This is a genomic window from Kitasatospora sp. NPDC056731 (assembly GCF_040687675.1).
In the GTDB taxonomy this organism is placed as follows: domain Bacteria; phylum Actinomycetota; class Actinomycetes; order Streptomycetales; family Streptomycetaceae; genus Kitasatospora.
This window is the reverse complement of record NZ_JBFBNR010000007.1, coordinates 16813-35562: the sequence shown is the minus strand read 5'-3', so window position 1 is coordinate 35562 and position 18750 is coordinate 16813. Positions and strand designations below refer to the sequence as shown.

Annotated in this window: 11 protein-coding genes and 2 CRISPR repeat arrays (1 of these 13 only partly in view); of the genes, 4 read left to right on the top strand and 7 right to left on the bottom strand. The window is 70.3% G+C overall.

What is annotated here, in order from left to right; genetic code table 11:
- A CRISPR array of direct repeats spans positions 1–479; the repeat unit is 28 nt; unit sequence GAGCAATCCCCGCGCGTGCGGGGCCGAT (it extends 221 nt beyond the left edge of the window).
- A 1303-nt stretch (positions 480–1782) separates the two neighbouring features.
- From AB0R04_RS09150 to AB0R04_RS09140, 3 genes are all read left to right on the top strand, one after another.
- Positions 1783–2166: a DUF6191 domain-containing protein gene (locus AB0R04_RS09150; protein WP_363369453.1), complete on the top strand. Its 384-nt coding sequence runs from the start codon at positions 1783–1785 to the stop codon at positions 2164–2166.
- A 1126-nt stretch (positions 2167–3292) separates the two neighbouring features.
- A complete protein-coding gene (locus AB0R04_RS09145; RefSeq protein ID WP_363369451.1) occupies positions 3293–4450 on the top strand; it encodes an XRE family transcriptional regulator in 1158 nt (385 codons plus the stop codon).
- Positions 4447–4974, top strand: a complete 528-nt coding sequence (locus AB0R04_RS09140) for a hypothetical protein (protein ID WP_363369450.1) — start codon at positions 4447–4449, stop codon at positions 4972–4974. Before AB0R04_RS09145 ends, AB0R04_RS09140 begins: the two co-directional genes overlap by 4 nt.
- 1422 nt (positions 4975–6396) lie before the next feature.
- A CRISPR array of direct repeats spans positions 6397–7767; the repeat unit is 28 nt; unit sequence GAGCAATCCCCGCGAGCGCGGGGCCGAT.
- 2222 nt (positions 7768–9989) lie between these two features.
- Here the strand turns inward: AB0R04_RS09140 and AB0R04_RS09135 are convergent.
- The 4 genes from AB0R04_RS09135 to AB0R04_RS09120 all read right to left on the bottom strand — a co-directional run bounded on the left by AB0R04_RS09135 (position 9990) and on the right by AB0R04_RS09120 (position 13405).
- Positions 9990–11309 carry a cytochrome P450 gene (locus AB0R04_RS09135; protein WP_363369448.1) on the bottom strand — a complete coding sequence of 440 codons (1320 nt, stop codon included), beginning with the start codon at positions 11307–11309 and terminating at the stop codon, positions 9990–9992.
- 4 nt (positions 11310–11313) lie between these two features.
- Positions 11314–12372, bottom strand: coding sequence for a cytochrome P450 (locus AB0R04_RS09130; RefSeq protein ID WP_363369446.1), 1059 nt, complete (start codon positions 12370–12372; stop codon positions 11314–11316).
- 135 nt (positions 12373–12507) lie between these two features.
- Complete coding sequence (locus AB0R04_RS09125; protein ID WP_224285092.1) at positions 12508–12588, bottom strand: tryptorubin family RiPP precursor; 81 nt, start codon at positions 12586–12588, stop codon at positions 12508–12510.
- Positions 12589–12784: 196 nt separating this feature from the next.
- Entirely contained in the window at positions 12785–13405 is a 621-nt protein-coding gene (locus AB0R04_RS09120; protein ID WP_363369443.1) for a TetR/AcrR family transcriptional regulator, read from the bottom strand.
- 87 nt (positions 13406–13492) lie between these two features.
- Between AB0R04_RS09120 and AB0R04_RS09115 the strand changes: the two genes are divergently transcribed.
- Positions 13493–14980, top strand: a complete 1488-nt coding sequence (locus AB0R04_RS09115) for an MFS transporter (RefSeq protein WP_363369441.1) — start codon at positions 13493–13495, stop codon at positions 14978–14980.
- A 377-nt stretch (positions 14981–15357) separates the two neighbouring features.
- On the opposite strand, the gene AB0R04_RS09110 is transcribed toward AB0R04_RS09115, so the two are convergent.
- Genes AB0R04_RS09110 through AB0R04_RS09100 form a run of 3 tightly spaced genes read right to left on the bottom strand, consistent with a single transcriptional unit; the run spans position 15358 to position 18749 of the window.
- Positions 15358–16401, bottom strand: coding sequence for a UDP-N-acetylmuramate dehydrogenase (locus AB0R04_RS09110; RefSeq protein WP_363369439.1), 1044 nt, complete (start codon positions 16399–16401; stop codon positions 15358–15360).
- A 12-nt stretch (positions 16402–16413) separates the two neighbouring features.
- Entirely contained in the window at positions 16414–17448 is a 1035-nt protein-coding gene (locus AB0R04_RS09105; protein ID WP_363369437.1) for a serine hydrolase domain-containing protein, read from the bottom strand.
- Positions 17445–18749, bottom strand: a complete 1305-nt coding sequence (locus AB0R04_RS09100; RefSeq protein ID WP_363369435.1) for a UDP-N-acetylglucosamine 1-carboxyvinyltransferase — start codon at positions 18747–18749, stop codon at positions 17445–17447. Before AB0R04_RS09100 ends, AB0R04_RS09105 begins: the two co-directional genes overlap by 4 nt.
- Between the last annotated feature and the right edge of the window lies 1 nt (position 18750).

The following is an 18750-nucleotide window of genomic DNA, read 5'->3' as shown; positions in this document are numbered from 1 at the left end:
GAGGGTTCCCGGCCCAAGGACGCGGAGCAATCCCCGCGCGTGCGGGGCCGATCCGATCCCGCAGTCCACCGCCGCCCGGATGCGGGAGCAATCCCCGCGCGTGCGGGGCCGATCGGGCGGAGTGCCAGGCGGTGCGGAGCCGCTCGGAGCAATCCCCGCGCGTGCGGGGCCGATCGACGCACCGTCGTCCCTTCGACCCTGGAGCAGGAGCAATCCCCGCGCGTGCGGGGCCGATGACCTGGAGCTCCTGGGCGTCGCCCTCTTCGACGAGCAATCCCCGCGCGTGCGGGGCCGATCCGCACTGCGCCCGGGGTGTACTCGCGCTGGCGGAGCAATCCCCGCGCGTGCGGGGCCGATTCGATGCCGGCCTGCTCGTACGCCTGGCTGTCGGAGCAATCCCCGCGCGTGCGGGGCCGATTCCCTACCCAAGTCGCTTCGCAGGCGAGACAGCGAGCAATCCCCGCGCGTGCGGGGCCGATACTTCCTGACCTGCGGTGATTCGTGTCAGGGGCCGTCAGTTGATTCAGTTCGATTAGGCAGGCGGTCTGTGAAGGAGTTCATGCTTTTTCTTGCGTGTGGGGGAGTTGTTGGTGCTGTGTCTTGCGCTCCCGAAGCGTACTCGTGTGGGGAGGTTCTGGGCGATGCTTGGGGGCGGTTGGCGTTGGTATCCGCCCGAGGTCAGGAGGCGGCTGGGTGGGCGGGGGGTGACGTGCTGCTGTCGCAAATTCTGTGTGCCGTGGTGGTGATGGAGGTCGTTTGGGATCGCTTCCTGCCGCTGGTGACGTCGGGGCGTCTGGATGCTCTCGCTCGGGCCGAGGCGCGGTGCCGAGCGGCAGGTCCGTCGGCAGCCTCCCGCTCGCCAGCTTGCCGCTCGTCGTCCCGGTGCCGGGTTCAGGGGTGTTGTCCGCTGTCCCGGAGGCCGTTCCGGTTGGTGGCGCAGGTGTCGATTGCGGGGCGTTGGTAGACGGTTCGGCGAACTCGACGGTGTCGCGGCGGGCGTCGGGCAGCACCGTGGTGTGTTGCCAGTGGCGCGGGCCCGCGTGCCGGTCGAAGGCGGTTGGACACCGTCTTCGACCGGCCCTGGCAGGCTCGTGTCCGCCTTGCTCGCACCCTCGACGAGACCAGCTCCCGGTGGTCACCGATGCGAGGGGCTGGTCTCCTGAACCATCCCCGCGAGTGCGGAGCGGACATGAAGCGGTTGTGGATCCGGTGGCAGCCCTTGGAGTAATCCCCGCGAGCGCGGGGCCGACCGCACCATCACCGCCGGCGACCCGGTCGAGCAGGAGCAATCCCCGCGTGTGCAGGCCGACCACGCTGACGACCACGAAGCGGACTTCCGCCGGGAGCAATCCCCGCGAGCGCGGGGCCAGCCAACTGCTCAACCCGGACGACCTGACAGCCGCAGAGTAATCCCCGCGAGCGCGGGGCCGATTGTCTGGGCGGGGCGTCAAAGATGCAAGAGGTGGAGCAATCCCCGCTTGCGCGGGGTCGGCTCCTCCAGGATGGTCATGTCGGCGCGGACAACGGAGCGATCCCCGCGAGTGCGGGGCCGAGCTCTCCCAAGCCGTCCCCTTGGCCTTGTTCGGAGAGTAACCCCCGCGTGTGCGGGGCCGACCGGGTGTCATGCAGGAGCATTTCGCCGGCCCGGGAGTAATCCCCGCGTGTGCGGGGCTGACAGAAGCCCGCCCCTTCCGCTGGACCTACGACGGCAGCCCCCTCAAAGCCGCCTGAACCAAAGCCCGTTGACGGAACTGCCGTCGGCGGAGCGGACGTTACCCGGGCATGCTGAGCATGGTGAGCGTCATGGGAAGCCTGCTGTTTCCCGCTGCCCTGGTCGCGGCGTTCTTCCTTCTGGCCGCCGCGAGACAGTTTGTGCTGCGAGCCCAGCGGCCCGCATGGGTGCTTCAACGTCTGCAGCGGCGCGACGACCTGAGCGAACGCGGGGTCGGAGCCACCGCGACGGAGGAGCTTCACGCTCTCCTCTACGCCAGCAAGCGGGTGCAACTGGAGCAGCGCCGGATCGAGCTGGTCCTCCGTGATGACGAGAACGATGGCGCACCCCCCAAGACCGGAATCGACCTCAACGCTGGTACCGCGACCATCATCCGGTCCCCGGCTGGCGACCCCAGCACGCCAAATCGCGCCGAATCACCCCAGCAGGACTAAACGCGCGGTAGCACCAGCGGAGAGCAATCCCCGCGAGCGCGGGGCCGATCAGGCACGTCCGGATTCGTCTTCCGGTCTGGAGGAGCAATCCCTGCGAGCGCGGGGCTGACTGGGCCGCACTGTTCCCCGGTGAGCCGGTGCTGGAGCAATCCCTGCGAGCGCGAGGCCGGTTCCTTCTCGCTCGTGCAGCTCGGGTCGGGCCCGGAGCAATCCCCCGCGAGCGCGGGGCCGACGAGGTACTCGAGATGCAGCAGCGGGGAGCTGGGGAGCAATCCCCGCGAGCGCGGGGCCGACTCCTTCTACCAGGACCGGATCCAGAACGAGGCAGAGCAATCCCCGCGAGCGCGGGGCCGACCAGTTCGACCAGATCTTGCTGCTCCAGGGGGCGGAGCAATCCCCGCGAGCGCGGGGCCGACCTCGACGCCGGAGGAGCAATCCCCGCGAGCGCGGGGCCGACCTGGCCGACGTCAGTTCAGCTCAAGGAGGCCAGGAGCAATCCCCGCGAGCGCGGGGCCGAGCTCTCCCAAGCCGTCCCCTTGGCCTTGTTCGGGGAGTAACCCCCGCGTGTGCGGGGCCGACACCGCGGCCTTCGCCTTGATGGTGCCGAAGGTGGAGCAATCCCCGCGAGCGTGGGGCCGACCCGTGCCACTGACTTGGCACTGATGCTAGCGGAGAGCAATCCCCGCGAGCGCCGGGGCGAATGCCGCCGAACGAGGAGACGCGCCGCGTCACAGTTCTGAAGACCACCAGCCTCTCCTGACCGCTTGCGTGGCTGCGCCCCACTGGCCCTGCCCAGTGGGGCACAGCCGCGTCCCGGCCTGCGCGGGGAGGCCTTGGGCGGAGGCGGACGCGGCCATCCGCTCGACAAGCCGGCATGTCCCCGAAGCAATGACGTGCGGCGGCCTGGTCTGTACCAATGATTGCAGCGGTCATTGCGGGCCTGGCTCGCCACTGCGCCCGGCGGCGCCCAATCACCGTGTGGCCGCGATTGCATTTCCGCAGGTCAGGGCACCTGTCGTGGCTTCGCTGTCAGTGTGCGCCGCGCACTCACTCGGGCGGGTGAACCCCAGGTCACAACCTGGTCATGTCGATTGCGAGAATCGCAACGTGACTGTACGGTCACAGCATGGATGCCGGACTGATTGAACGCGTGCGTCAGGTCATCGGCTCAACGGGTGAGACCCAGGCCGTCATGGCGGAGCGCATGGGAATCTCCCCAGACAAGCTGTCGAAGTCGCTTGGCGGGAAACGCCGCTTCACCTCCCTCGAACTAGCGCTGATCGCCGATTTCGGCGGCAGAACCGTTGACTGGCTGCTGCGCGGCGTCGAGCCGCGCACAGCACTCGGTGCCGCCGCGCGGAAGACGGGCGCCTGTGAGCACACCACGGACGAAGTGCGCAGACTCCTGGGCCGGTACGAGCAGGTGATCGACGCCTTGGCGCGGATCGGGAGCGACCTGCCGAGGCGCGCCCACAACCGCCCGGGGGGAATCGGCGGCCCACAGCTCGCCCAGGCCGCCCTGGCGGCAGTGGGAGTCGACCCCTGGACCCTCTCGACCCAGAACCTCGCTTCAAGCTTCGAGCAGGCCTTCGGCGTGGAGATCGCGGGCGTCGACCTTCCCGACAAGCTGGACGGCCTGTCCTGGTCGACCGACAGCTTCGACCTCATCCTCGTCGCCAAAACCAATGTGTGGACGCGCCAGCGGTTCACCCTTGCCCACGAACTCGGCCACATTCTCGCCGGCGACGCGCATGACGAGGCGGTCGTCGAGAAGGTGCAACCGGGCCGGTCGACCACCGCGATGGAAGTGCAGGCGAACGCGTTCGCCGCGGAGTTCCTGATGCCGCGCACCACTGTTCTGGCCGACGCCCGGGACCGAACGGTCGGCGTTGACCTGGTGGCGGAGCTGGCCTGGAAGTACCGCGTGTCGCCGAGCGCGATGGCAACACGGTTGAAGGTGCTGGGAGTCCTGACTTCCGATCAGCGCAGGCAGTGGGGCGCGATGTTGACGGCCGACGGCGCCAGAATCGCCGGCGCTGCGGGTGCCCTGGAGCAGCACATGGTCAACACTGAGCGCAGCCAACGGGGTTGGCATCCTCGACGACTAACAGAGCTGGCAATCAAGGCTTATGCTTCGGGTGATACGACAGTCCGGCCGCTGGCAGCCCTCCTGGACCTCGACCCGGACGTGCTCCTGGACCTCCTGGAGCCCGCCCAGCCCGAGCCCGAGCAACAGCAGGCGGCACCGTCCGATCCCGGAACGGAGCTCGCGTTCAGCCCATGATCATCTGCTTTCCCGACAACACGGTCCTGTGCAACTTCGCGTCCGTCTCCAGGCTCGACATCCTGGAAAACGTACTGAGCGGCCGGGGTCGATGGACGGAAGCAGTGGCTTACGAAGCCAAGCGATCATCTCGATATCTGCCGGCCCTGGACCCACCCGACGTCTCCCGCTGGCTGGGGGATCCGATCGAAGTCGACGACCCCGAGGCCGTGGAGCGGATTCGACAGGGCGTGTTCTTCGGCAGCCCGTCGGATCCGCTCAAGCATCTCGGGGAGTCCGAAACCCTGCACGTCATCAGCACCCGGGTGGAGTTCAAAGAGGCCACGTGGATCAGCGACGACAAGGCGTCGTTGGACCTCGCGCGACACAGAGGGATCCCGACGATGCGCACCAAGGACGTGATGGCGGTCGCCTGCGTCGGGTTCATCGTCTCGAAGCAGGAGGGGTTCGCCCTCCTCCAGCAAATGGTGGCGAACGGCCGGTCCATACGACTGCCCGCCACTGCAGATGAACTGATGCGCTGAACACACCGCTGCGCCCCACCCCGAGTCTCCGGGGTGGGGCGCAGCGGCATCCGGCGTTGTCACGCCGAACCCCCTAATCGGATCGCATGACAGTGGCTTCTTAAACCCCCTCGGGATCGCGGGGCCGCCGACGGCACGGAGGTCCTGGCCAGTTTCCTCAAGGAGCAATCCCCGCGAGCACGGGGTCAACTGCGCGGCCGAGAGCTGACCAGCCATCACGGCAGAGCAATCCCCGCGAGCGAGGGGCCGACGCGGCAGCCGCGAATGTATGCGCCCACAGGGTAGAGCAATCCCCGCGCGTGCGAGGCCGACGCCGACCCCGGCCCCCACGGCACGCCCTGCCGGAGCAATCCCCGCGCGTGCGGGGCCGACAGGGCGGCATTCGTCAGGGGCACGGTGGTGGAGGAGCAATCCCCGCGCGTGCGGGGCCGACGAGCACCACGTCCGCCGCCAGCGTGTAGCGCAGGAGCAATCCCCGCGCGTGCGGGGCCGACCGGGCCTGGCGAGGTATACCGGCGGCCGTCGCGGAGCAATCCCCGCGCATGCGGGGCCGACCAAAACGGGACCAACTCCGCAATCAGGTACAGCGGAGCAATCCCCGCGCGTGCGGGGCCGACGTCAGCGTCACGGTGATGCTGCTGGCGGAGGCGGAGCAATCCCCGCGCGTGCGGGGCCGACATCTGCTCTACGATCGCCGGCCACCGCTGCGAGGAGCAATCCCCGCGCGTGCGGGGCCGACACTTCCTGACCTGCGGTGATTCGTGTCAGGGGCCGTCAGTTGATTCAGTTCGATTAGGCAGGCGGTCTGTGAAGGAGTTCATGCTTCTTCCCGTGGGTGGGGGAGCTGTCAGCTGTGTCTTGCGCTCCCGAAGCGTACTCGTGCGGGAAGGTTCGGGGCGGTGCTTGGGGACGGTTGGCGTTGGTATCCGCCCGAGGCCAGGAGGCGGCTGGGTGGGCGGGGGCGACGTGCTGCTGTCGCAAATGCTGTGTGTGCCGTGGTGGTGGTAATGGAGGTCGTTTGGGATCGCTTCCTGCCGCTTGTTACGTCGGGGTGTCTGGATGCTCTCGCTCGGGCCGAGGCACGGTGCCGAGCGGCAGGTCCGCCGGCAGCCTCCTGCTCGCCAGCTTGCCGCTCGTCGTCCCGGTGCCGGGTTCAGGGGTGTTGTCTGTTGTCCTGGAGGCCGTTCCGGTGGGTGGTGCAGGTGTCGATTGCGGGGCGTTGGCAGACGGTGCCGGCGAACTCGAAGGCGTCGCGGCAGGTGTCGGGCAGCACCGTGGTGTGTTGCCAGTGGCGCGGCCCGCGTGCAGGGCGGAGGCGGTTGGACACCGTCTTCGGCCAGCCCTGGCGGGCTCGTGTCCGCCTTGCTCGCACCCTCGACGAGACCAGCTCCCGGTGGTCACCGGCGCGATGGGCTGGTCTCCTGAACCATCCCCGCGTGTGCGGGGCCGACGGCCAGTTGGACACGCTTGCCTCTTGGGATGAGGAGCGATCCCCGCGAGCGCGGGGCCGATGTCCCCGCCACCACGCTCACCATCGGCGGCCTGGAGCGATCCCCGCGAGCGCGGGGCCGATGACGTGCAGCAGGGCGAGGAGGAGTAGTGCCGGGAGCGATCCCCGCGAGCGCGGGGCCGACTGGGCCGTGCTGTTCCCCGGCGAGCCGGTGCTGGAGCAATCCCCGCATGTGCGGGGCCAACCCGTACAAGGTGGAGCAGGACATCGAGCGGCGGGAGCAATCCCCGCGTGTGCGGGGCCGATCGCAGATCGACGTCGCCATCGCGCGGATCCCGGGAGCGATCCCCACGAGCGCGAGACCGATCAAGTGTCGACGGAGCTGCACCGGGCTGCCCGGGAGCGATCCCTGTGGGCGCGGGGCCGATGCTCCAGAGCTCAACTGCGCTTCACTGAACAAGGAACGATCCCCGCGAGCGCGGGGCCGATAGCAGGCCCGCGACGACCGGCCCGGCCAGGTCGGAGCAATCCCCGCGGGCGCGGGGCCGATATGTCGCCGGGCTGCAAGGAGCTGGAGCGGCTGGAGCAATCCCCGCGAGCGCGGGGCCGATGCAGCCTCCGCCGCCTGCTTCTGCTCCTCCGTCGAGCAATCCCCGCGAGCGCGGGGCCGATGTCTGCCCGCTGTGATGCAGCGACAGGTGCGCGGAGCAATCCCCGCGAGCGCGGGGCCGATTCGACGCAGGTACCGGGCAGGTCGTCGCACCAGGAGCAATCCCCGCGAGCGCGGGGCCGATCTCACCAGCACCGGCACCGACCGACCGTCGACGGAGCAATCCCCGCGAGCGCGGGGCCGATCCCGGAGTGGCAGTAGACCCACGGCCAGGGTAGGAGCAATCCCCGCGAGCGCGGGGCCGATACATCGAGCCCGTCCGCTACACCGCCGACGTGGGAGCAATCCCCGCGAGCGCGGGGCCGATGCATCGCCCATGCATCCCGACGCAGCGTCACCAGAGCAATCCCCGCGAGCGCGGGGCCGATCTCGACCACCAGGCCGGTACGGCTCAACTCCCGGAGCAATCCCCGCGCGTGCGGGGCCGATACCGGCGCCCGCAGGCCGGAGCTGGTCGTCCTGGAGCAATCCCCGCGCGTGCGGGGCCGATCCGCCGAGTGTGTAGGCGCGGTGGAGTCGGTCGGAGCAATCCCCGCGCGTGCGGGGCCGATCCAGCCGCCGCGAACCGGACGGCGCCCACTGGCGAGCAATCCCCGCGCGTGCGGGGCCGATGACGAGACGCCTCCGGGCCGGATGGCGTCGGCGGAGCAATCCCCGCGCGTGCGGGGCCGATACTTCCTGACCTGCGGTGATTCGTGTCAGGGGCCGTCAGTTGATTCAGTTCGATTAGGCAGGCGGTCTGTGAAGGAGTTCATGCTTCTTCTTGCGGGTGGGGGAGTTGTCAGCTGTGTCTTGCGCTCCCGAAGCGTACTCGTGTGGGGAGGTTCGGGGCGGTGCTTGGGGGCGGTTGGCGTTGGTATCCGCCCGAGGTCAGGAGGTGGCTGGGTGGGCGGGGGTGACGTGCTGTTGTCGCAGATGCTGTGTGCCGTGGTGGTGGCGGAGGTCGTTTGGGATCGCTTCCTGCCGCTGGTGTCGCCGGGGGGTCTGGATGCTCTCGCGCGGGCCGAGGCGCGGTGCCGAGCGGCAGGTCCGTCGGCAGCCTCCCGCCCGCCAGCTTGCCGCTCGTCGTCCCGGTGCCGCGTTCTGGGGTGTTGTCCGCTGTCCTGGAGGCCGTTCCGGTCGGTGGTGCAGGTGACGATTGCGGGGCGTTGGTAGACGGTTCGGCGAACTCGACGGTGTCGCGGCGGGCGTCGGGCAGCACCGTGGTGTGTTGCCAGTGGCGCGGGCCCGCGTGCCGGTCGAAGGCGGTTGGACACCGTCTTCGACTGGCCCTGGCAGGCTCGTGTCCGCCTTGCTCGCACCCTCGACGAGACCAGCTCCCGGTGGTCACCGGTGCGACGGGCTGGTCCCCTGAACCATCCCCGCGAGTGCGGAGCGGACATGAAGCGGTTGTGGATCCGGTGGGAGCCCTTGGAGTAATCCCCGCGAGCGCGGGGCCGACAAGGCGTACGGCTGGCACCGCTGCGGAACGCTGGAGCAATCCCCGCGTGTGCAGGGCCGACCACGCTGACGACCACGAAGCGGACTTCCACCGGGAGCAATCCCCGCGAGCGCGGGGCCGAGCTCTCCCAAGCCGTCCCCTTGGCCTTGTTCGGAGAGTAACTCCCGCGAGCGCGGGGCCGACAACTTGTCCCGGTCCAGGGCCGGCTGACCCACGGAGCGATCCCCGCGAGCGCAGGGCCGACTCGGGGTTGCAGCTGATCAAGCCGACGTAGTTGGAGCAATCCCCGCGTGTGCGGGGCCAACGCCCGAAGACCGGCGAGCCAGGTCCCGATCGCGGAGCAATCCCCGCGAGCGCGGGCCGACAGGGCGCCCCGACTCCGCAGCGCCGCAAGCTCGGAACAATCCCCGCGAGCGCGGGGCCGATGACGGCGAGAGCACGGCGGGCATGGGCTACCTGGAGCAATCCCCGCGGGCGCGGGGCCGATGCCAAGCCAACCCCGCACTCCTTGACGGATCCCGAGCAATCCCCGCGGGTGCGGGGCCGATCAGGAGGACCACGCTGCGCTGGCGGCAACCACGGAGCGATCCCCGCGGGTGCGGGGCCGATACCGGAGCCATGATCGACAACCCGGACGTCACGGAGCGATCCCCGCGGGTGCGGGGCCGATGTCAGCACCTCGGAGACGACCGCCCGCACCCAGGAGCAATCCCCGCGGGTGCGGGGTCGATGCTTTTTGACCTGGGGTGATTAGCGGCCGAGGGGCTTGATTGGTTCAGTTCGATTGGTGGAGGCTCCGTCGAACAGCCGATGTGTTGTTGCCATCTCTCCTTGCCTCAGGGCTGGTTGTCGGTGTCGTGGCCTGAGTTCTCGAAGCGTACCCGCACGTGGAGTTGAGGACCGTTGGCAGTGGTATCCGTTCGAGGTTAGGGGCTGGTTGGGGGTCAGTCTGTTGCTGTCGTACATGCTGGGGGCGGTGGCCGAGATTGTCCGGGGCCGCCGACTGCCGCTGGTGACGTGGCGGCGTCTGGATGGTCTTGTGGGCGGTGCAGGTAGGGGGCTGCGTCTGTTCGGCTGGTTGTGCGGGATGCGCGGCTGAGGAGACTGTCCGCCGGGTGGTGTTCATGTGGGACAGGTGCGCGGTGGGCGTTGCTGGGCGAAGCGAAGTGGGGCGGGACAGACAGCTGGTTACCACGGAGTGTTGCTGGCCTTGCGGGTAGTTGGCCCCGGGAATGAGGAAGGTCGTAGAGCTTCAGCGCCGCCGCAGTGAGTCCTGGAAGTCGGCGCGTGGGAGCACGACGGTCAGGGGGAGTTGCCACTTGCCGCGGTGGAGACCGTTCTGGTGTGTGGAGTTGGTCCTCGACGTGGTGTGTCGGATGGGCGGTCGCGACCCGGGCCGAGCAGGTGAGGTGACCGGCCCCCACCGGCTTTGGGTGGGTGGGGGCCTGGCGGCGTCAGTGCAGTAGCACTCGCAGGTTGAGTAGCCCGCGGTGCCTCGGGTTCTCCTGCCACTGCGCGGGCTCGGCCGGTTCGGCCAGGCGTAGGGCGGGGAAGCGGCGCAGCAGTTCGGTGAATGCGACCTCGGCCTGGAGGCGGCCCAGTTGTGCGCCGAGGCAGTGGTGGATGCCGTGGCCGAATGCGAGGTGTCGGGTGGCGTCCGGGCGGGTGATGTCGAAGCGGTCGGGGTCGGTGAAGACGGCCGGGTCGCGGTTGGCGGCGAGCAGGGCGATCTGGACGAACTCGCCGGCCGGGATCGTGGTGCCCGCGATGGTCACCGGCTCGGTCGTGCGGCGCAGTGAGGCGATGCTGAACGGGCTCTCGTAGCGCAGGACTTCCTCGATCGTGCCGGGAAGCAGTGCCGGATCCGCGCGCAGCGCCGCGAGTTGCTCGGGGTGGCGGAGCAGCGCGTGGATGCCGTTGGTGATCAGGTTGACGGTGCTCTGGTGGCCGGCGATCGCGAGCAGGAACGCCATCGAGGTGATCTCGGCCTCGGTCAGCCGGTCGCCGTCCGCCTGGGCGGCGAGGAGTTCGGAGATCAGGTCGTCGCCCGGGTGGGTGCGCTTGTGGTCGACCAGGGCGCGCAGGTAGTCCGCCATGCCTTCGGCGGTCTCCACCGAGACTTCGCCGTCTGCTCCGCCGTCCGCTCCGCCGTCAGCCTCGCCGTCCGCCTCCGGGTCGGCATCGACCGCGTTGCCCCGGACTTGGAGGTTCTCCCGTTCGGCCTGCGGCGCGCCGAACAGTTCGAAGACGACCGCGAGTGGCAGCGGCAGCGCGAACTCGCTGATCAGCTCGACCGGGTCGGGCCCGTCGAGCTGGTCGAGCAGTGCGCCGACGTGGCGCTCGACCATCGGTCGCAGGGTCGCCACCTGCCGCCCGGTGTAGGCCTGTTGGACCAGCTTGCGCAGTCGGGTGTGCTCCGGGGGGTCGGAGTTGAGCATGTGCGTCATCAGGTCGCGGCCCGGGCCGCCCTCGGAGTTCCCGACGTGTCGGGCGAACGCCTCGGTGACGGCCTTTTTGCTCAGCCGGGGGTCGGCGAGGGCGGCCCGGCACTCGGCGTGGCCGGTGACGACCCAGCCTTCGAGTCCGGCCGCGCCGCCGAACCGGACCTTGCGGGCGCCGCCTTCGGTGCTCCAGCGGCGGTATGCGGCGTGCGGGTCGGCGTAGAACTGGCCGTCGGCGAACTCCGGTTCGGCGGCGCTGTGTTCGGTAGCCCCGGGCTCGGAATCTCCGTGCTCGGAATCCCCGTGCTCGGTTTGTATGTGATCATCGTGCATGTGATCAGTGTGCACCGCGTGGCTTCAGGACGCGGATCTCGCTGACGCCGAGCAGGCCGAGCAGTGGCACCTTGGCGGTCCGCTGTTCGGGGTCGACGACCAGGCCGGCCGTACGGATCTGGTCCAGCAGCAGCTCGGCGAGCGGCATCACCATGTGCCGGCCCCAGCAGCGTTCGGAGGTGTGCCCGAACGGCAGGTAGCCGGGAGTGTTGTCCGGGTCGAGGTGGTCCCAGCGCTCCGGGCGGAACTCGTGGGGGTCCTCCCACAGTGCCGGGTCGCGGTGCGAGAGCAGCGGCAGGACGAGGACGTCGTCGCCCGCGCCGATCCGCGGGTCGATCGCGGGGTACTCGGGCGAGGCGCGGCGCAGGATGTTCCAGGACGGCGGAAGCAGGCGCAGCGACTCGAAGATGATGTTCCGGTTCGGCGTGCTGTCGTCGAACGGCGCGCCGAGCCAGAGCGCGTTCGCGACCAGGGTGGAGATGGTGAAGCAGACCGGTGCGGCGGCTCGGCGGTACATGCCGAGCGCGTACCGGCGGTCCTGGTAGTTGGTCGCCTTCGCGGTGAGCTTGCCGAGTTCGGTGAGGTCGTCGCCGGGCTTGGGCCTGCCGGGCAGTGCGGCGCCGGCGGAGATCACCAACCAGGTGAGCAGGGGCGTCAGTTCGAGGTTGCGGCTCATCAGGATCCGCAGCCGGCGCGGGTCCCGGCCGAGGATGAGGTCGCGCAGGAAGAGGTGTCCGGTGAGTGGCCACGGACCGGACAGGTCGATGTTCGGCGGCAGCGGAGCCTTCAGTGCCTCGCGCACGTCGCTGCCGATCGTCCGGGTCACCGAGGACGCCTCGGTGCGGGTGATCGAACGTCCGTGCAGCGGTTTGAAGGTGGGCCGTTCGATCTCGGTGGCGCGCCGGGCGGCGAGGATCCGGTCGGTGAGCTCGGGCCCGGCGACCCCGATCGTGTCGGGTTCGAGCCGGACGGCGTCCTTGCCCAGATGGTCCTTGAGCAGGGCCTCAAGTCGGGGGGAGAGCACGGTGGTTCGCGAACGGGCGGAGGCGGGGGAGAGGGCCATGTGATGTCTCCGAGACTTTGCCGGGACCGGTCTCCGCCCCCGCCCCGGGCCCGATCTCCCGGCGGAGGCCGCGAGGGGGGGGCAGGGGCGGGGGCGGATCAGCTGTTCAGGTACCGGAGGTACCGATCAGCCGGCTTAGTACCAGATGTACCAAGCGCTGGCCTTCAGGCTCTTCTTGGCGAAGGACGCGTCACGGATGGCGAACAGGATCTTCATCTTTGGGTCTCCCTTTCGTTACCAGGTGGCTGAGCGGACGTAAGGCTACTCTGCAGTCGCCCTACAGACGTAGACACGCAGCCGGGTCTCCATCGGGTTCACCTTCGGGGGCAGTTCTTGTCGAGGGGGTTGGGGAGGTGGGGGGTTTGCCAGCGGATTTCCTGATTCGCCCCCCGGCGGCGGGCGATGTGCGGTGTCAGTCGCGGGAGCAGTCCGCGCACCGTCGCGGGCGCAGCCCGTCGAGGATGATGCCCAGGTAGCGGCGCCAGTCGGTGACCCCGGCCTGTACGACGTGGCAGAGGCCGATGTAGAGCGGTGACACGTCCGCGACGGTCAGGTCCTCTCGCACCGAGCCCTCGGCCTGGGCGCGCTTGAGCACCGTGTCGGTGAGTTCGTTGAGTTCGGCGATCGCCGCCGCGTCGAACGTGCTGCCGCCGACCATCGCGGTGACCGTCTCCGCGTAACCCCGGTCCTGTTCCTGCATGATTCCGCAGAACTCCAGGGAGCGGGCGAGGCCGTGCCAGGGGTCGGGGTCGGGGAGCACCTCGTTCCTGAGGAAGTCCAGGGTCTGCTGGAACCGGTGTTCCACGATCGCTTCCGCCAGCGATTCCTTGGTCGGGAAGTGGCGGTACACCGTGCCGACACCCACCCCGGCCCGGCGGGCGATGTCGCCCATCTGTGCGTCCCGCCCGGACTCGGAGAAGGCGGCTCGGGCGGCGTCGAGCACCTTGAGCCGGTTGCGGGCGGCGTCGGAGCGCAGCTTGCCGCCGGTGGGTGTGCTGGAGCGGGAAGGGGGAGGGGAAGGGGTGGTTGACAAGGGGAACCGCGCCTCCGTATCGTCGCCAAACGGAACCGTGAGTCCGATTCCGGTTACCACTTTAACCCACAGGAGCGTATCCCTCCCATGGCCGTGCCTCCCACTTCCTCCTTATCGACCTCGACCTCGACCCCCTCCCCGGATCCGCTCCGCTGGAAGGCGCTCGTCGTCCTGGCCGTCGCCCAGTTGACGGTGGTGCTCGACGCCTCGATCGTGAACGTCGCGCTGCCCTCGATCCAGCGGGACCTGCACTTCGCCGACTCCGACGTCCAGTGGATCGTCAACGCCTACGCACTCGCCTTCGGCGGCTTCCTGCTGCTCGGCGGCCGGACCGCCGATCTGCTCGGACGGCGGCGGGTGTTCATGACCGGACTCGGCCTGTTCGCCGCCACGTCACTGCTCGGCGGTCTCGCCCCGACCGCGGGCCTGCTGATCGCCGCGCGGGTCGGGCAGGGCCTCGGCGCCGCGATCATCGCGCCGGCCGCCCTGTCCATCGTCACCACGACCTTCACCGAAGGCGCCGAACGCAACAAGGCCCTCGGCATCTGGGGCGCGCTCGCCGGAGCGGGCGGCGCCATCGGCGTGCTGCTCGGCGGTGTGCTCACCCAGTGGGCGGGCTGGGAGTGGGTGATGTTCGTCAACGTGCCGATCTGCGTCGTCGCCGCCGTCCTCACACCGAGGTTCGTCTGTGAGAGCCGCGGCCACGAACGCACGGGCATCGACTTCGCCGGCGCCGCACTGGTCACCGGCGGTCTCAGCGTGCTGGTCTACGCGCTCGTGGACGCCGAGCGGGCGGGTTGGGGCTCGGCCAGGACCATCGGGCTGCTGGGCCTCGCGGCCGTCCTGCTGCTGGTCTTCGCCCTGGTCGAACTGCGCCTCGTCAAGCACCCGGTGATGCCGTTGCGGATCTTCCGCAACCGCAACCTCTCCAGCGCCAACGCGGTGTCCCTGCTGGTGGGCGCCGCGCTGCTGTCGATGTTCTTCTTCATCTCCCTCTACCTCCAGCAGGTGCTCGGCTTCTCCGCACTGGAGGCCGGACTGTCCTACCTGCCCTTCTCGGTGGCGAGCATCGTCGCCGCCGGCGCGGCCTCCCAGCTGGTGACCAAGGTCGGGCCCAGGCCCGTCCTCGCCTGCGGTCTGGCGCTCACCGCGGTGGGCCTCCTGCTGTTCACCCGCATCCCCGCCAACGGCACGTTCGCCGGGGACGTGCTCCTGCCCTCGGTGGTCGCGGCGCTCGGACTCGGCTTCTCGTTCGTGCCCGTGACCATCGTCGCCGTCTCCGGTGTGACACCGCAGGAGTCGGGCCTCGCCTCCGGCCTCATCAACACCACCCAGCAGATCGGCGGCGCGCTCGGGCTCGCCGTGCTCTCCTCGGTGGCCAACGCCCGGATCAGGGAGCTCCTTGAGGGCAAGCAGGCCGGCGGCCCGGCCATGGCCGACGCGATGACGGAGGGCTTCCGGCTCGCGTTCGCCGTCGGGGCGGGCTTCGCCGTGCTCGGCGTGCTGATCACCCTGCTGGCCGTACCCAGGGGCGAACGGCCCGCACACGAGGACCTTCCGGTCGCGCAGGTCTGACGAACGGCGACGTCCGGACGCGCGACGGCGCTCACCCTGCCTCCACGGCCACGGGGTGAGCGCCCTGCGGACTTCCCGTAGCCGGGGGACAACTCCTCAGCCGTGAAGAAGGTCAGCGAAAGGCTTTAGGCCTAAGGCCTGTTCGTCGATCCTTCACCCCGATGGGCAACAATCCGGCCTGCGACCTCGGTCAACCGGGACACTCGGACGATGTAGCTGACGGTAAGCCTGCTGATCAGATTCCAGCCCTCGGTGGAGGATCGCACTGCCTCATTTCGCGGGCCAAGAGCTGTTCGGCAACGTGCGCTCGGCCAGCCCAGCCACCTTGATCGACCGGCGTGTGGCGGAGGTGGCAAGTAGCTGAGGCCAGCGGGAGATCAGGGGCCGGTGACCCACTGGCCGACGCGCGTCGGCTCGGGCTGGAGGATGATCCCGGTTGCAGCTGCGACCTGGGCGGTGAGGTCAGCGAGCGCCCGGACGAACGCTGCCGCTGTGGCCTCTCCTTGAGCGGTGACCGTGAGGGTCCGGCGTTCCGAGCAGCGCACGCCGTCGGCGACGGCTTGGCCGGGCCGGCAGCCGACATGCTCCAGGAGCCACCCGGCGCTGGCTCGGAGGCCGCCATCGCTGTCCTGGTGGACCGGGCAGCCGCAGTCGGACCAGCGCGTGGCCTGGGCGGTGGTGATTCGAGGGTTGAGGAAGACGGATCCGACCTGCCGGGAGTCCTGGTCGCTCGGGTCGAGGAGGAGGCCGCGCCGACGGCGGTTGGCGAGTACGGCCGCGGTGACCTCCGGAACGGTCGGGCGCGCGCCGACGGGCACACCGAGCTCGTCCCCGAGCGGCTGGTAGGTGATCGGGGCCGCCGGCGTGTGGGTCAGGTGGAGCGAGGCGGCGAGGATGGTCCAGCGGCCGGGGGTTCGCTTGAAGCGGCTGCTGCGGTAGCGCAGGCGGCAGGACTGGGCCGGGAAGGTCCGCAGGCAGCCCATGCCCCAGTCCCAGACCGTGACGCTGTGGAGGGAGTCTGCGATCTGCTGGCCGTATGCGCCGGCGTTCTGGACCGGCGCGGCGCCGACGGTGCCCGGGATCCCGGCCAGGCACTCGATGCCGGCAAGCCGTTCGGCAGCGGCCCAATGGACGAGGTCGGTGAGCGGGTGGCCGGCCTGGACGGTGACGGCCACCGTGGTGTCGTCGAGCTTCTTGGCGGTGATGCCGCGGGTGTTCATGACCACGACGGTGCCGGGGTGGCCGGCATCCGCCGCGATCACGTTGCTGCCGTGCCCCAGGACGACGGGACCGTTCTGCTCCTGGGCGCTGATCGCACGGGCGGCGTCGAGCCAGTCCGCGGGGTCGGACAGGTTGAGCACGGCGCCGGCGGGCCCGCCGAGCCGGAGGGTGGTCAGCGACGCGAGCGTGGCCTGGGGCACGGCAGGGTCCTCTCAGTCGGCGGCGACGGCCTTGAGCGCGAGGTTGCGGAGCGGGGCGAGCCGGGTGCGGTTGTTCTGGTGGTGGTAGACGGCGTTGGCGCAGATGGCCAGGTAGCGGCCGGTGTCCGGGGCGAGGTAGAGGCTGGTGCCGGTGAAGCCGTGGTGGTAGGCGACCCGGCCGTCGTCGGCGAGGATCCAGGCCAGGCCGCGGTGGAGCCCGGGCTCGATCTCGGCTTTCGGTTCCATGCTGGTGCGGAGCCAGGCACCCAGTCCGTGGCTGGAGGTGTACGTGGTGAGGAGCCGGTCGGCGAAGGTGGCCAGGTCGGCCGGGGTGGTGAAGACGCCGGCGTGGCCGGCGACGCCGCCGAGCAGGGTGGCGTTGTCGTCGTGCGGGATGCCCCACAGCCGCGGGCCGCCGGGGAGGCGCTGCTCGGTCGGGGCGACGTCGGCGGAGCGGCTGACGGGTCCGTAGGTGGTGTGGGTCATGCCGAGGGACTGCCAGAGGTCGGCGGCGAGCTCGTCCAGGCGGCGGCCGTGGAGGTGGGCGAGCGCGAGGCCGAGGAGGATGAACCCGCGGTTGATGTACCGGTGGCCGGCGCCGGGTTCGGCGGTCAGCGGTTCGCCGCAGATCAGCTCCGCGAGGGGTTCGGTGCGGCCCCGGTACTGGTCGAGGCGGGTCTCGGGCTGCAGGCCGGAGGTGTGCGCGAGGATCTGCCCGACCGTGACGTTCGCGCCGGGCACCTGGTCCGGCAGGTCGGGCAGCAGGTGCCGCACCGGTGTCTCGGCTGTGATGCCGTCGGTGAGTCCGATCAGCGGCCAGGTGGCCAGCACCTTGGTCAGCGACGCGGCGTCGTAGAGCGTGCCCGGGCCGGGCCCGGCGTTCCCGCACTCGGGCGCGATGACGCCGGAGGAGACGAACGCGGGCCGGCCGTTCCGGGCGCCGTGGGCGAGGACGCCGCCGGGCAGGGCGCCGTCGTCGACCAGCAGGTCGAGGCACTGCTGCAGCTCGGCGACGGTGTCGGGGCTCAACGGCTTGGTGCTGGTCACGGCATCTCCCGGTCGATCGTCAGGCTGGCACCGAGCGCGGCGAGTTTGGGCAGCAAGTCGCCGTAGCCGCGCCGGAGGTGGTACATGCCCCGGATCGTAGAGGTGCCCTCGGCCGCCAGCGCGGCGAGCACGAGCGCGGTCGCGGCCCGGATGTCCTCGCCCGCCACGTCAGCGGCGGCGAGCCCGGAGGGCCCCTCGACGGTGATCAGCTGGCCCTCCGCGTTGACGACCGCGCCGAACTTGCGCAGCGCGGCGAGGTGGGTGTCGCGCCGGCTGTAGATCCGCTCCTCGATCCGGGACGTTCCGGCGGCCTGGGTGAGGACCGCGGTCAGCTGGGGCTGGACGTCGGTCGGGTAACCCGGGTGGGGGCCGGTGGCCATCTCCGTCGCATGCAGTCCGGCCGGTACGGTGACCGTCGTTCCGCCGCGCTCGGGGGTCAGGAGGATCCCGGTGTCGGCGAAGACCGAGACCAGGCCTGGCGGGAAGCCGCAGGGCGGGAAGGCGTCGAGGTGGACGGTGCCGCCGGTGATCGCGGCGGCGAGCGCCAGTGTGGCGGCCTCCAGCCGGTCGGACGGGACCGGGAAGACGCCGCCGGCGATGTGGTCGGTGCCGGTGACGTGCAGGGCGTCCGTGCCTTGCCAGGTGATGCCGACGCCGGAGCGAGCCAGGAGTTCGGCGGATACGGTGACCTCGGGCTCGATGCTCGGCCCGAGGATGGACGACGTGCCGGGCGTGCGGGCGGCCAGCAGCATCGCGGTGACCGTCGCGCCCAGGCTCGGGCCCCACTTCTTGGTGCTGACGTTGGTGATGAACGGAAGGCGCTTCGTTCCGGGGAAGCGGGCGCGCACACGGCCCCGGTTGACCTCGACGTCGGCGCCGGCGGCCTCCATGGCGGCCAGGTGCAGGTCGATGTACCGGGCGCAGAAGGCGTCGCCGCCGGGCAGTGGGAAGGTGACCTTGCCGGAGCGGGCCAGCAGCGCGGACGCGATGACCGCGGTGGTCCGGATGCACCGTCCGAGGCCGTCGGGGATGACCGGGAAGTAGGAGTCGGCGGGCCGGGTCTCGAACTCGCCCTCGGCGATGGTGGCTCGGGTGCCGGTGCGGTGAAGGATCTCCGCGCACACGCCGGTGTCGAGGATCGCGGGGGTGCCGGTGAGGGTGAGCGGCTGGTCGGCGAGGATCGCGGCAGCGTACAGGTGCAGGGCGATGTTCTTGCTGCCCTGGACGATCGTCGTACCGTGCAGCGGGTGGCCGCCGGTGATCCGGAGGGTGAGCCGGTCGGGGGTCGTGGTGGCGGTCATG